The 14567-nt window shown below is 41.4% G+C and carries 16 protein-coding genes; 1 reads left to right on the top strand and 15 read right to left on the bottom strand.

Translation table 11 applies throughout. The features are described from left to right. Positions 1-16 precede the first annotated feature (16 nt). The 7 genes from ODU39_RS02475 to ODU39_RS02445 form a co-directional block, all read right to left on the bottom strand. Positions 17-1087: an ABC transporter substrate-binding protein gene (locus ODU39_RS02475; RefSeq protein ID WP_074414472.1), complete on the bottom strand. Its 1071-nt coding sequence runs from the start codon at positions 1085-1087 to the stop codon at positions 17-19. Beyond that, positions 1087-1857: an ABC transporter permease gene (locus ODU39_RS02470; RefSeq protein ID WP_015646880.1), complete on the bottom strand. Its 771-nt coding sequence runs from the start codon at positions 1855-1857 to the stop codon at positions 1087-1089. The genes ODU39_RS02475 and ODU39_RS02470 overlap by 1 nt, the downstream gene beginning before the upstream one ends. Further along, positions 1857-2657, bottom strand: coding sequence for an ABC transporter permease (locus ODU39_RS02465; RefSeq protein WP_002938659.1), 801 nt, complete (start codon positions 2655-2657; stop codon positions 1857-1859). The genes ODU39_RS02470 and ODU39_RS02465 overlap by 1 nt, the downstream gene beginning before the upstream one ends. Next, positions 2641-3795 (bottom strand): ABC transporter ATP-binding protein, encoded by a 1155-nt coding sequence (locus ODU39_RS02460; RefSeq protein WP_398579772.1) that lies wholly within the window; start codon positions 3793-3795, stop codon positions 2641-2643. Before ODU39_RS02460 ends, ODU39_RS02465 begins: the two co-directional genes overlap by 17 nt. A gap of 38 nt (positions 3796-3833) precedes the next feature. Then, on the bottom strand, positions 3834-4742 hold the full coding sequence (murB, locus tag ODU39_RS02455) for a UDP-N-acetylmuramate dehydrogenase (protein WP_024406308.1): 909 nt from the start codon (positions 4740-4742) through the stop codon (positions 3834-3836). 234 nt (positions 4743-4976) lie between these two features. Further along, a complete protein-coding gene (gene thrB / locus ODU39_RS02450; RefSeq protein WP_398579771.1) occupies positions 4977-5837 on the bottom strand; it encodes a homoserine kinase in 861 nt (286 codons plus the stop codon). A gap of 3 nt (positions 5838-5840) precedes the next feature. Then, entirely contained in the window at positions 5841-7127 is a 1287-nt protein-coding gene (locus tag ODU39_RS02445; RefSeq protein WP_398579770.1) for a homoserine dehydrogenase, read from the bottom strand. A 104-nt stretch (positions 7128-7231) separates the two neighbouring features. Between ODU39_RS02445 and ODU39_RS02440 the strand changes: the two genes are divergently transcribed. After that, entirely contained in the window at positions 7232-8155 is a 924-nt protein-coding gene (locus ODU39_RS02440) for a polysaccharide deacetylase family protein (RefSeq protein WP_398579769.1), read from the top strand. A gap of 59 nt (positions 8156-8214) precedes the next feature. Here ODU39_RS02440 and ODU39_RS02435 read toward each other — a convergent pair whose 3' ends face one another. The 8 genes from ODU39_RS02435 to ODU39_RS02400 all read right to left on the bottom strand — a co-directional run bounded on the left by ODU39_RS02435 (position 8215) and on the right by ODU39_RS02400 (position 14564). Beyond that, positions 8215-9984 carry an ABC transporter ATP-binding protein gene (locus tag ODU39_RS02435; protein WP_398579768.1) on the bottom strand — a complete coding sequence of 590 codons (1770 nt, stop codon included), beginning with the start codon at positions 9982-9984 and terminating at the stop codon, positions 8215-8217. 8 nt (positions 9985-9992) lie between these two features. Next, on the bottom strand, positions 9993-11729 hold the full coding sequence (locus ODU39_RS02430) for an ABC transporter ATP-binding protein (protein ID WP_398579767.1): 1737 nt from the start codon (positions 11727-11729) through the stop codon (positions 9993-9995). Positions 11730-11804: 75 nt separating this feature from the next. Next, positions 11805-12047 carry a KH domain-containing protein gene (locus tag ODU39_RS02425; protein WP_012028079.1) on the bottom strand — a complete coding sequence of 81 codons (243 nt, stop codon included), beginning with the start codon at positions 12045-12047 and terminating at the stop codon, positions 11805-11807. 21 nt (positions 12048-12068) lie between these two features. Beyond that, the gene (gene rpsP / locus ODU39_RS02420) at positions 12069-12341 is read right to left on the bottom strand and encodes a 30S ribosomal protein S16 (RefSeq protein ID WP_002940682.1); all 273 of its coding nucleotides are present in this window, start codon (positions 12339-12341) and stop codon (positions 12069-12071) included. 124 nt (positions 12342-12465) lie between these two features. Continuing rightward, positions 12466-12774 carry a DUF4298 domain-containing protein gene (locus ODU39_RS02415; RefSeq protein WP_024406303.1) on the bottom strand — a complete coding sequence of 103 codons (309 nt, stop codon included), beginning with the start codon at positions 12772-12774 and terminating at the stop codon, positions 12466-12468. After that, complete coding sequence (gene pcp, locus ODU39_RS02410; protein WP_024377828.1) at positions 12774-13421, bottom strand: pyroglutamyl-peptidase I; 648 nt, start codon at positions 13419-13421, stop codon at positions 12774-12776. Before pcp ends, ODU39_RS02415 begins: the two co-directional genes overlap by 1 nt. Continuing rightward, positions 13418-14179, bottom strand: a complete 762-nt coding sequence (locus ODU39_RS02405; protein ID WP_105202354.1) for a class I SAM-dependent methyltransferase — start codon at positions 14177-14179, stop codon at positions 13418-13420. The genes pcp and ODU39_RS02405 overlap by 4 nt, the downstream gene beginning before the upstream one ends. Positions 14180-14249: 70 nt before the next feature. Next, positions 14250-14564, bottom strand: coding sequence for a hypothetical protein (locus ODU39_RS02400; protein ID WP_044667780.1), 315 nt, complete (start codon positions 14562-14564; stop codon positions 14250-14252). Positions 14565-14567 lie beyond the last annotated feature (3 nt).

The following is a 14567-nucleotide window of genomic DNA, read 5'->3' as shown; positions in this document are numbered from 1 at the left end:
TACCTGTCCAATCAGACTATTTCCGATACATCTTGAATTGGAGATAGAGGTCATTATACATTCCAAGCATCTCTGGTCCAAGATTATCATAAACTTCCATCTTCTTCATCGTTTCTTCTGAAGGATAGAAAGATTCGTCGTTCTGAGTCTCCTCATCCAGCATAGCCTTGGCTGCAGGAATTGGTGTTGAATAACCAACATATTCTGCATTGCGAAGCGCATTTTCAGGACGAAGCATAAAACTCATAAAGGCGTAAGCTCCATCAATATTTTTTGCTGTTTTTGGAATGACCATGTTATCAAACCAAAGGTTAGAACCTTTTGATGGTACAACATAGCGCAGATTTTCATTTCCATCTAACATTTCACTCGCCTCACCTGAGAATGAAACAGCAATTGCTGCCGCATCTTGTATCATATAACCTTTTATCTCATCAGCAACAATTGCTTTGACATTTGGAGTTAAATTATAAAGATGTTCGGCTGCCTTTTCAATCTCGGTAGGATTGTTGGAATTGAGACTATAACCCAGTGATTGTAGACCAAAGCCCATGACTTCACGCACACCATCAATTAACATGATATTGTCACGGTACTCCTCTGACCACAAGTCTTCCCATTCCTGAGGAGGATTTTCTACCATGGTTTCATTGTAAACAATACCCAAGGTTCCCCAGAAATATGGAATAGAATAATCATTATTCTTGTCAAAGCTAAGTCCCATAAATCGTGGATCGATATTTTCTATCCCTTCAATCTTAGATTTATCTAGCTTGATTAACATATTTTCTTCTGTCATCTTAGAAATCATGTACTCAGATGGGATTGTCAAATCGTAGGTTGTTCCACCCTGCTTAATCTTTGTGTACATGGATTCGTTGGAGTCAAAGGTCTGATAATCTACCTGAATACCTGTTTCAGCAGTAAATTCTTCCAGCAATTCTGGGTCAATATAATCGCCCCAGTTATAGATGACAAGTTTATCAGTTGTCCCCTGGGTTGAATCAGCTTCTAACTTATAACTAATTCCCCATAAAACTAGGACAATAGCTATAATTCCTACAAAAAATGAATACAATCGTTTCATTAGTTGGCCTCCTTTTCACGCGAGATGAAATAATAGCCCACTACCAATAAGATAGAGAAAAGGAAAACTAGGGTTGACAAGGCATTGATTTCTAGAGAAATCCCTTGACGAGCCCGCGAGTAGATTTCAACCGAAAGGTTTGAGTAGCCATTCCCTGTTACAAAGAAGGTCACGGCAAAGTCATCCAAGGAATAGGTAAAGGCCATGAAGTAGCCTGCAATGATGGCTGGTGTTAGGTATGGCAACATGATTTCTTTCAGCATTTGTGGCTGAGTTGCTCCCAAATCATAAGCTGCTGAAATCATATCTGCGTTCATCTCTTTCAGCCGTGGCAAGACCATCAATACTACGATTGGAATAGAAAAGGCAATATGACTGAGCAATACTGAGACAAAGCCGAGCTGGAAACCAATCATGGTAAAGAGAATTAGGAAACTTGCCCCAATCATGACGTCCGGTGCTACCATTAAGATATTATTGACAGACAAGAGTGCATTTTGAAAACGAGGTTTTGCCTGATAGATATAGATGGCGCCGAAAGTTCCGATAAGGGTCGCAATCAAAGAACTCAAAAAAGCTAATAGGAAGGTTTGAGCTAAGATGAGCATGAGACGGCTATCGCCAAGCATAGATGAAAAATGCTCCAAGGTAAAGCCTGTAAAGCCATTCATATCCCCGCCTTCATTAAAGGCATAAAAAATGAGATAGAAAATCGGTAAGTAGAGAAGGAGAAAGGCAACTGTTAAGTAGATATTTGCAAATTTCTTCATTATTTCTTCCTCTCTTTCGTCATCCACATAATCAAGAGCATGGCCAAAATCAAGACCACACCAATGGTTGAACCCATTCCCCAGTTTTGTGTTGTGAGGAAATGTTGTTCGATGGCTGTTCCCAGTGTAATGACTCGATTACCGCCAATCAAACGGGTCAACATGAAGAGGCTCAAACTTGGAATGAAAACCGCCTGAACACCAGAACGGACCCCATTCATAGAAAGAGGAAAAATAACTTTTGTAAAGGTCTGCCAAGGAGTTGCCCCCAAATCACGACTGGCATTGATTAGGTTTTTATCCAAATCATCCAAGGCGTTAAAGATCGGCAAAATCATAAACGGAATCTCGATATAGGCTGCAACTGCAATAAAAGAGAAATCCGTGAAAAGAATTTGCTGAGCTCCTAGACCAATAAATTCTAGGAACTGGTTGATAGAGCCGTGTTGCCCAAAAATACCGATAAAGGCATAGGCTTTCAGCAAAAGATTGACCCAGGTTGGCAAGATAATCAACATGAGCCAGAGTTGTCTATGCTTGAGTTTGGTCAAGAAATAGGCTGTTGGGTAAGAAACCAAAAGTGTGACCAGAGTAATAATACCTGCGTAAAAAATAGAGTTAAAACTCATTCGCAGATAGGTCATATTTGGCGAGTTAAAATAGGTCTGGTAGTTGGCCAAAGTGAAATTGCCATGAATATCAAAGAAAGATTTGAAGATAATCAGGGCAACAGGTGCGAGTACAAAGAGAAAGACCCATAGGGCATAGGGAATTGCAAAAAGCCTAGAGGTTTTCTTCATTGCGTTCCTCCTCAATGGCGTTAATCAAGCCATCTTCTACTTCTTCCACTTCCACATATTCTTCGATACGAGCATCGAATTCTTCCTCTGTTTCATTGAGACGCATGATATGAATATCTTCGGGCTCAAAGCTTAGTCCAATCACTTCTCCGACAATGGCCTTACGAGTTGAGTGAATCATCCACTCATTACCAAGGTCGTCATAGGCGATGATTTCGTAGTGAACACCACGGAAGAGCTGTGTATCCACTGTTACCTGCAATTTGCCTTCTTCAGGTAAGGTAATCTGCAAATCTTCTGGACGGATAACAACTTCAACTTCTTCGTTTGGTCGCATACCGCCATCGACAGCTTCAAAGCGTTTGCCGTTAAACTCAACCAAGTAGTCTTCTATCATGCGACCAGGAAGGATATTGGATTCACCGATGAAGGTAGCAACAAAATGGTTGATTGGCTCGTCGTAAATGTCCACTGGCGTCCCAGACTGGACAATCTCACCTTCGTTCATGACAAAAATCCAGTCACTCATGGCCAGAGCTTCTTCTTGGTCATGGGTAACGAAGACGAAGGTAATTCCTAGACGTTGTTGCAATTCACGCAGTTCGTACTGCATTTCTGTTCTTAGTTTCAAGTCCAGGGCAGAAAGTGGTTCATCTAGCAAGACAACGCGAGGCTGGTTGATAATCGCACGTGCAATAGCAACCCGCTGGCGTTGACCACCAGACAATTTCTGAATGGAACGATTTTCATAACCAGAAAGTCGGACCATTTGTAAGGCTTCTGTCACACGGCGTTCGATTTCAGCCTTGTCAACTTTTCGTAATTTAAGAGGAAAAGCCACATTTTCAAAGACAGTCATATGTGGGAAAAGGGCATAGGACTGGAAAACAGTATGGACATCCCGTTTATTGGTCGGAACATCATTAATCCGTTGACCGTCCAGATAAATATCACCTGAACTCGCATCCAATAGACCAGCAATAATGTTCAAAATCGTTGATTTACCTGAACCAGAAGCTCCTAAAAGGGTATAAAATTTCCCCTCTTCCAATTCAAAACTAATATCCTTTAATACAGTTGTTCCACTGTCTTCAAATACTTTTGAAACGTTCTTAAATTCAATAATTGGCTTTTTCAATTCTCATAAATTCCTTCTTTTTAAACAGAGCCAGATGGCTAGAGTGTATCAGCAGGGTCGCCGATAATACGCACCTCTCTCTCCAGAGTAATTCCTGAAGATTTTTCAACGACTTCAATCACATGGGCAATCAAATTTTCATAGTCCAATGCCGTTCCATCAGCAACATTGACCATAAAGCCAGCGTGTTTTTCAGAAACTTCGACTCCACCGATTCGATAACCTTTTAAACCCGCATCCATAATCAACTGTCCTGCGAAGTGACCAAGTGGACGTTTGAAGACTGAACCACAAGATGGATATTCCAAAGGTTGCTTGAGCTCGCGTAAATGTGTCAAACGAGCCATTTCTTGTTGAATAACCGTATGATTTCCTGGCTTGAGGGCAAATTTTGCAGACAAAACAATCGCACCGTTTTCCTGCAAAATAGAAGAACGGTAGCCAAATCGTAACTCACGATTGTCCAATGTTTCGACATAACCTGCTGGAGTCAAAATCTGCGCTGAAACTAGAATATGTGCTACTTCACCTCCGTAAGCACCTGCATTCATATAGACAGCACCACCAACGCTTCCCGGAATACCACAAGCAAATTCAAATCCTGATAAAGAATGGAAAAGTGCGACTTTTGTCGTTTCAATCAGATTGGCACCTGCTTCCGCTTCAATGGTGTATCCTGATACAGTAACGGAGTTAAGTTTATCCATACGGATAACAAAACCACGAATACCGCCATCGCGGACAATGATATTACTTGAATTTCCTAATACTTGCCATGGAATACCTTCGCGTTTAGCAAATTCTACTATACGAACAATCTCGTAACGATTCCGCGGAAAAGCTAGATAATCAACAGCTCCTCCTACTTTTGTATAGGTATATTCTTTTAAAGGCTCATCGAATCGAATATCGATGCCTTCTAATTCAAGCCTAATTTTATCTTTCATAACCTTCTCATTTCAATTTAAGATATACAGGATTTATTATACCAAAAATTACAGGAGAAAACGAATAAAATTCAACAAAAATACTTTCACAAGCCAAATTAATTTGCACCAATATTTTGAAATGGAGAATGGAATACACAAAAAAAGGAGTTCCCTTCCTACCGCATATAGTTGCGATGGCGAACTCCAATAAAATAAACATTTTTAGTTTTGCAAATGATAGATTCTCACTATCTATACAATAGCAATCCCCTTGGTATCAACTTGAAGGCGGTGGACAGTTCCGTCTAGATTTAGTTCCCCTAATGCTAGAACAATAGCGTCCTCCCTATCTTTGGGCGCTAATACCATCACTGTTGGACCGGCACCTGATAAGTAGGTTGCATAGGCTCCCAACTCCTGTGCAGTTTGTTTGATTGGACAAAACTCCTTAACAAGTAGCTGACGGAACGGTTCATGGAACATGTCTGACTGAATTGCTCTCCCAGCTTTTTCCAGATCACCTGCCATCAAACTGGCAACAGCAACGTTTGCAATGGCACTAGCAGCCACTGCTTTCTTGTACCCCATCTGAGAAGGTAGTACACCTCGGCTTTCAACCGTACGCAGTGGGTAGTTTGGAATAAAGGCAACAAAACTTGCTTCTGGGAATTCTGTTACAACTGCCTGTACTTTCTTATTAACATAGCTAGAGATGACTAAATTACCAAAAATCGCTGGGGCTACATTATCAGGATGTCCTTCAATTTCTGTAGCTTTGAGCAATTTTTCATCCGCTGTCATATTCAAACCTGCTAATTGATTAGCCAATTCGATACCAGCTACGATAACGGAACTGGATGAACCCAAACCACGTGCCAAGGGAATATCGCTAATCATTCTGATACGATGCGGCTGCAATCCTTTTTCAATCTTTAAAGCTGTCTTGATCAAAAGATTGTTCTTGTCTGATGGAACATGTTCAAGATTGTGCTCAATCACCCATTCATCAGTCTCTTCAAACACTTCAATCGTTAGATATTTCGAAAGGGCAACACCTACTGAATCAAATCCTGGACCGATATTAGCTGAAGTTGCTGGAATAATAATTTTCATTGCTTATTCTCCCAGTACTTTAAAGGTATTTAAGACAGTAAAGTCTGCTTCTTTGCTCAATTTGTCTGTTACATTTTCCAACTGAGTCTTACTCATTTCATGGGTCACAATCACTAGGCGAGCTGTTTCTCCATCTGCAGCTTGTTGCAGAATTTGCTTGAAGGAAATTTCTTCAGAATTGAAGATTTCTGCTAAACGAAGCATTTTTCCATTTTTATCAGGCGCATCAATTGAGAAATAATATTCGCTCTTCACATCGCTTGGGGCTGCCAATTGAAGTGGGCGGCTATATTCGTTAAAAGCTTTGCCGATAGTATTGTCTTTCAAGCGACGAACGATACGAATAATGTCAGCCATAACACTTGTTGCAGTCGGTTTTTGCCCAGCGCCCGGTCCATAGTACATAGACTGGCCGATGCCGATAGATTCGACAAATACAGCATTCATCACACCATTCACGCTTGCAAGTGGATGATTTTTCGGTAGGAAGGTTGGAGATACTTCGGCAGCAATACCAGAGGTAGTTTCTTGAATATCACCCACAAGTTTGATGACATAGCCCAACTCTTGTGCCACTGCTACATCTTCTGGCGTGATATTTGAAATACCCTTGTGTGCTACGTGTTCAAAATCAACTGTCATCCCGAAAGCAAATTGACTGAGGATAACAGCCTTGTAAGCCGCATCAATCCCCTCAACGTCATTTGTTGGGTCAGATTCTGCATAGCCAAGTTCCTGTGCTGTTTGAAGAGCTTTTTCGTAAGTCCAGCCTTCATCAACCATCTTAGTCAACATGAAATTTGAAGTACCATTCAATACACCGAGGATACGAGTTACCTTATCAGCAGCCAAAGAGTTGACCAAGGTACGCAAGATTGGAATACCACCTGCAACTGCAGCTTCATAATAAAGCGCAAGACCTTTCTCTTCAGCCAGGGCATGCAATTCGCTACCATGAACAGCAAGTAAATCCTTATTGGCTGTTACAATATGCTTGCCTGCTTCCAAGGCATGTGTAATAAATGTTTTTGCTGGCTCAATACGTCCCATCAACTCAACTACAATGGCGATGTCTTCGTCAGCCAAAATGTCATCAATATTTGTTACAAAATGATAGTCATGACCTGCAGCCAAGAGACGGTCTTTTTCTGCTTCATCCTTGACCAAAACCTTAGCAACTTCAATACTATCATGCGCGGCTTTCTCTATTTTTTCCTGGTTTTCTTCTAATAAAAATGGCACACCACTCGCAACGGTTCCAAATCCTAATAATCCTATCTTAACTACCATGTGCTCTCCTTTAAAATGTATTTCTCCCATTATAACAAATATTCTGACTATTTGGCAAAAAATTTGATATAATTGTTTTAATATATGATTATGGAGATAAGATAATGAAACATTCAAGAAGAGCCCGTCGAGGTCGCACACAAAAGAAACAACTTGTGCCAATGCTACTTGGTATCGCATTGTTAGTAGTGACTCTACTATCTATTTTTCTAATCTTTCTAAAACAGCCATCTAAGCAGCAAAGTGATTCCAAAGCTTCAACGGTAGAGACAACAGCCAGTTCGAGTGTTATGACTTCAGAAAGTAGTGAAGTAAAAACAGAAATCACTTGGGAAGTACAGGCTGAACCTGTCAAACTACCTATCCTCATGTACCATGCCATTCATGTCATGGCGCCAGAGGAAGCTGCAAATGCAAATTTGATTGTTGACCCTGCGACCTTTGAAAGTCATTTGAAAGCCTTACAGGACGCGGGCTATTACACGCTTTCACCTGAAGAGGCCTATAAGGTGCTCACTGAAAACGTCCTACCAGTTGGGAAAAAGGTAATCTGGCTAACCTTTGATGATAGCCTCTGGGATTTCTACAGCCACGCCTACCCCCTGCTCAAGCAGTATCAGATGAAGGCCACCAACAATGTCATCACAGGTTTTACAGAATATGAACAAGCTGGTCATCTGACCATCGAGCAAATCAAGGAAATGCAGGCTGCAGGGCTCTCCTTTCAAGGTCATACTGTCAACCATCCAGACTTGGAATACAGTACCATTGAAACACAAACCGAAGAACTGACTACATCTAAGGCCTATCTAGATAGTCAGCTACAACAAGACACCATCGCCATTGCCTATCCAGGCGGTCGCTATTCAGCTGACACAGTTGCCTTGACTGAACAAGCAGGCTATAAATTGGGTGTCACAACCAACAACGGCTTGGCTTCTGCTAGTGACGGCCTGCTCACTCTCAACCGAGTTCGCATCCTCCCAACCACTACAGCTGAAAATCTACTAGCAGAAATTGCCTACTAAATGTTACAAACATGTATATGAGAAAACTCCCTGTCTTCACAGACAAGGGAGTTCGTTTTTTATTTGGATTCACTAAACTGACTTTGATACAGATTATAATAGAAACCTTTGTCTGCCAAAAGACTTTCGTGGTTACCTTGTTCGATAATCTGTCCATCTTTCAAGACCAAAATCTTATCAGCTTCCTGGATGGTAGATAAGCGATGAGCGATGACGAAACTTGTCCGCCCTTTCATCAACCGTTTCATGGCCTTTTGAATCAAGAGTTCCAAACGAGTATCAACTGAAGAAGTTGCTTCGTCAAGAATCAGAATGGCAGGATCCGCCAACAAGGCACGTGCAATGGTCAAAAGCTGTTTCTGACCTTGGGAAATATTGCTGGATTCCTGGTTCATTTCCATATTATAACCGCCAGGCAGGGTACGGATAAAGTGGTCAACGTTAGCTGCTTTGGCAGCCTCCACAATTTCCTCATCCGTCGCATCCAGACGTCCAAAACGCAGGTTTTCCTTGATGGTCCCTTCGTAGAGCCAGGCATCCTGCAAGACCATACCAAATTGACTACGGTAGGATTGACGAGAAATATTCCGAATATCCTGACCATCCACCTTGATAGCACCGGATGTGACATCATAGAAACGCATGAGAAGGTTGATGAGGGTTGTCTTACCAGCCCCTGTTGGTCCAACGATAGCCACCATTTCACCTGGCTTAACATCAAGATTAAAGTTACGGATAAGCGGCTTGTCTTCTGAATAGCCGAATTCAACCTGTTCAAAGCTGACTTGTCCGGTCAGACTAGCTGTCAACTCTAGCGCATTGGCGTCTTCTTCGTCAAGCTCATCTAAGACTGAAAAGATGCGTTCAAGGGAAGATTTAGCAGACTGCAACTGGGGTGCCAACTGTGTCAAGGTTTGGACTGGCTGAGAAATCTGCCAGACGTATTGGACGAAGGCCTGCATATTACCGACCGTCAATGTACCTGCAAGAACTTTCAGACCAGCAAGTAAGGCCACGACTACATAGGCAATGTTCGATAAGCCGTGTACCAGGGGCATGAGCAAACCAGACATAAAACTAGCCTTGAAACCAACTTCCTGCAAATCTGCGGTAATCTGGCGAAATTCTTCTGTAGAAATTTCTTCACGGCCGTAGAGTTTGAGAACGTTAAAACCTGTCAGATTTTCTTGGACAAAGCCGTTCAATCGACCTAGGGCATCAGCCTGTTGCTTGAAATAAGGCTGGGATTTGCCCATGACAAACTTGGAACCAAAATAGGTCACTGGAACCAAGGTTACGACTACGAGTGCTAGGGATACATCCAACCAGAAACACATGAAAATGGCTAGAGAGAGAGTCAGAACGGCATTGACTAGCTGGAGGAAACTTTGTTGTAGGGCGTTTGAAACAGTCTCCACATCGCTTGTAAAACGCCCGAGTAAATCACCATATTGGTGCTTGTCAAAATAAGATACTGGAATCTTGTTAATTTTGTGGCTCAGGTCCTGACGTAGTTCCTTGGTTGCTCCCTGCACTGCCTTGGTCATAAAATAGTTAGAACCATAGGCACCGATTTCATACAGGAGAGCACGAAGGGCATAGATGGCAAGCATGATGGCAATGTAGGAATAGTTAATCTGCGCTCCTTCTACTCCATTTGCCATGTCTAACAGATTCTTGGTCAATTCTGTGATGATAAGCCCCAGTACAAAGGGCTCCAAGGCATTCATAACTGCACTGATGGTCTTTAGAAAAACAGCTAAAAATACAGAAGATTTGTAACGACGCAAATAGTCCCAGACACGGGTAAATACTGATCTATTCTTCATAATTCCTCCTATTCTTCTGTTAGCGATTGACGGTTAAGTTGAGAGTTGGCAATTTCTCGGTAAATCTCATTGCTTTCCATCAATTCATTGTGGGTGCCACGACCGACAATTTCACCTTCGTTCAGCACGATAATCTGGTCAGCATCCATAATGGTTCCGACACGTTGGGCAACTATCAAGACGGTCGCATTTTCCGTCACTTCCTTCAGACGACTCCTCAAAATCGCATCCGTCTTATAATCCAAGGCTGAGAAAGAATCATCAAAGATATAAATATCAGGCTGTTTGACAATGGCACGCGCAATGGACAAACGTTGCTTTTGCCCGCCTGACAGGTTGCTTCCGCCTTCTGCTAGATGGGTGTCGAATTTTTCTTCCTTACTCTCGATAAACTCCTTAGCCTGAGCCACATCCGTCGCATCATGAAGTTCAGCAAGACTAGCATCCATCTTACCGTACTTTAAGTTTTCCGCGATAGTTCCGGTAAATAGCAGAGCTTTCTGCGGAATAAAGCCAATCTTGCTGCGGAGTGCCTTTAGATTGTAGCGTCTGACATCCACACCGTCCACCAAGATACGACCAAGTGTCACATCATAGAAGCGTGGAATCAAATGTACCAAAGATGACTTACCAGAACCTGTTGAACCAATAAAGGCAATGGTTTCCCCAGGCTTGGCCTTAAATGAAATATTGTGGAGAACAGGTGATTCCGTTTCACCAGGATAGGCAAAGGTTACATTTTCAAATTCCAAATAACCACGAGTATCTGTTTCAGTAATCCCATCTTCATTCTTAGAAATGGAAATGGGCATGTCCAAGACTTCCTGAATCCGTTGGCTCGATACGGACATACGTGGATACATGTTAAACAAGTTAGCAAAGAGCAAGAATGAGAAAAGCGCGTGGAAACTATATTCGATAAAGGCTACCAAATCACCGATTTGCAGACTGCCCGTTTTCAAGGGTTCCAAAGCAAACCAGACAATGGCCACAATCATGGCAATGATAATCTGCACAAAAAGAGGCTCTGTCAGACCAGTCAGGTTAAAAAGTTTTTTAGATGTTTCAGTATATTCTTCATTGACTGTCGCAAAACGCTCTTCTTGAAATTCTTCCCGCGTAAATGCCCGAATGACACGTAAGCCCATGAGATTTTCACGAACATACTGGTTGATGGTATCCAAACGTTTCTGTTGTTTTTCTGATAAGGGACGAGTTTTGGTTGCCACATAGAAAATAACAAAAATCAGAAAAGGCATGGCTACTGCAACTGTCCAAGCTAGACTCGGACTGGTTACCAAGGTCATAATGACAGAGGCAATCATCATCAAGGGTGTAATAATACCTAGTTTTAACACCATTTCAGAGAATTGCATAAGAACAAAAGCATCATTTGTCATACGAGCAACTAGAGAAGAAACACCAATCTGCTCATATTCATGGTGTGAATAGTCCTGAATTTTCTCATACAGATCATTTCGAATATCTTTGACAATATTGGTAGTTAATTTTCCAGCTGCATAGGCAAGTGTCACTCGGCCAACAATACCGAGCAGGACAATCAGTCCCATCATCCCCGCCCAGAAATAGAGCTGACTAACATCGTTCTTTGTAATTCCTTGGTCAATCATCCTAGCCAAAAAAGTCGGCAAGCCCAAGTTTACCACTACAAATAAGAAGGCCCCTAACAAGTCTAAGGTAATCCACTTAGGATATTTTTTTAAGTAGGTCCAAATCAGATTCATCTTATCTTCCTTTCTATATGTTAAAAAGGGGCATAACCCCTTCTGTAAAGTTAAAAGCCACCAAACGGTGACTTTCTATTCTTTCTCGTCGATCACTAAACGAACTTTTTTATCACTTGTTGGAACAGAATAGACAATCGTTCTGATTGCAGAAATTGTGCGTCCTTTTCTACCAATGATACGTCCAATATCAGATTGATCCAAATCCAAATGATATTCCAAGAATTCAGGTGTATCAACAATTTTTATTGTCAAGCTATCAGGCTGTGAAATCAAAGGTTTCACAATCGCAATAATGAGATTTTCAATCATGTCCATAAGTGTTCTCGCTTACTGTTCTTACTTAGAGAATTTTTGTTCGTGGAATTTCTTCAATACGCCAGCGTTTGAAAGAAGGCTACGAACTGTATCAGATGGTTGTGCACCTTTTGCCAACCACTCAAGTACACGCTCTTCTTTAAGAGTTACTGAGTTTTCAGCCAAAAGTGGGTTGTAAGTACCAACAGTTTCGATGAAACGACCATCACGTGGTGCACGTGAGTCTGCAACGTTGATACGGTAGAAAGGTTTCTTTTTAGAACCCATACGAGTCAAACGGATTTTTACTGCCATTTTTAAATGTTCTCTTTTCTTTGTATTTTTATTCGGTGAAATAGCAGAGCTATTTAGCACATGTTCTATTATACCACACTTTAACAGGGTGTCAAGAAAAAAACTTGACAGGTTTTAAAAAATTTTATTGCTCGAGCATATCTGCTAGTTCTCTCAGTTGACTTGCTAGATTTATACGGTCAAACAGTAAATTATAGACTCCATCTTCACTCAATACTCCGCAAGGAATACCATTGAAATCTCCCTTATTAGATAAATCAAGATCTTCCATATAAATCTGGCTCTGGTAATAATCTAATAACTGTAAATAAGTCGATTGTTCCTGATTGAGTTGGGTCACACTATCGGAAAGGGACTTGTTCAGCTCTAGATGCCTGTTAAATAGTTTTTCCATTTCCTCTACACGTTTTCTTGCTTCCATAATATTTTTCATTAGTGTGTACTACCACCACCCTTTTTTATATCCTCTTTATCCCTATATTCAACGATTGCTCCTATGGCTACTTCAACTCCTCTTACAATATCGTTCAAAGACATGGAAGCCAGTCCTGGCTTGTCGACAACCTGCTCTGGCAAGAAGGGAATATGGAGAAAACCGACCTTAGTCTTTGGAAATTGTTTCTCCGCCAAGTAAAGAGCTTGATACATGAGATGGTTGCAGACAAAGGTCCCAGCAGTATTAGAAACAGAAGCTGGAAGCCCAATCTTATGAATAGCTTCAACCATTGCTTTGATGGGTAAGGTGGAGAAATAAGCAGGCTGACCATCTTCTCGAATCGTTCTATCAATCGGCTGTTGCCCTTCATTGTCTGGAATGCGTGCATCGTCTTGGTTAATGGCTATACGCTCAGGAGTTAAATCAACTCGCCCACCAGCCTGACCAATACATAGTACCGCATCAGGTAAATGTTCTGCCATTTTCTCCTCTAAAACATCCGCAGCCTTGTCAAAAACAGTCGGAATCTCTACAAGAATAATCTCTGCACCAGCAATGGTCTTAGGTAGAGATTTTATCGTTTCCAAGGCTGGGTTAATAGGCTCGCCACCAAAGGGATCAAAGCCTGTTACGATGATTTTCATACTTCCTCCTCCAAAATAATTTCTCCGTAGTGAAATTTTTGATTAGGTCTGACATGACGTTTAAAGCCAAATTCTTCAAAGACCTGATCTCGAAAATGAGCCTTTATAATCAATTTCTTCCTAGCTACTCGTTTAGCCTCAGATACAATTTCCTCCGTTAAACGGCTTCTGTCAGCCAAAGCAGACAAGCCAGAAAGATTTTGTGATTCCTTGATTTCTTCTGAAAACATGGGATCAAAGTAAATGACATCAACAGACTTATCTATTTGCTCTTTCAAATAAGTCAAACTATCTGTCCAAATTGTCTGGATAGATTTCATGGCTCGATTGACCTCTTGCAGCCCACTATCAAAATCCTGTAGCCCCCGACTCACAATAAAGTGCACTGGCTTAGAACTTTCCAAGGCTGTCACCCGATGACCAGCACTTGCTAACACAATGCTATCAGATCCCAAGCCCATAGTACAGTCTATTATTGATTGTTTTTCTTTTCCAAGTAATTCTAAAAGCGGATCTCTTCCAGACTTAATCCGCAACATGGCAGTATCTGGGTGGAAAAAGAGTTTTCTCCCTTCTTTTTGCTCAAAAACCAATCGATCCTTATAAACCACCAAAACCGCATCCGCCTGCTTGAGTAAGACCTTCACGGCTTGCTTACGCCGCGCACAGTAAACAATCCCTAAATCTTCAGCTAGCCGTTTGGCCTTCTGAACCAAGTGCCCATCCATTCCCAAACTTGTTGTTACGATTACTTTCATATTAAATATTATAACAGAAAAAGCGTGACTTCTTAAGAAGTCACACTTAAATCTCTTTGTGAATCAAGACTTAGGATTGTAGAAATTGGCGAATGGCTTCCTGATCAGCTTCACTAACCGGACGCCATCCTTTTGCCAAGGCTTCCTTGATATAGATTCGATTGTAGAGATAGCCCCACAAAATCCCAAAGCCAGTATTAATAAAAGGAATATCAAAGCGACGATCAATTAACAAGGCAAATAAGAATGCTACCAAAATAATCGCAAACCATTTTAAATCACCTCGAATCAGCGGTACAAAAAACTTGAAGAAAAAGGTTGTCCATGAAAAACCAGCCTTCACTTCCTTTACATTCCCAAACTCATCCACTAAATGAACCTTCATTTT

This window comes from Streptococcus sp. 2021WUSS126 (assembly GCF_044427255.1).
Taxonomy (GTDB): domain Bacteria; phylum Bacillota; class Bacilli; order Lactobacillales; family Streptococcaceae; genus Streptococcus; species Streptococcus hashimotonensis.
The sequence above is the reverse complement of the archived record's forward strand: the minus strand, read 5'-3'. Positions and strand labels throughout refer to the sequence as shown.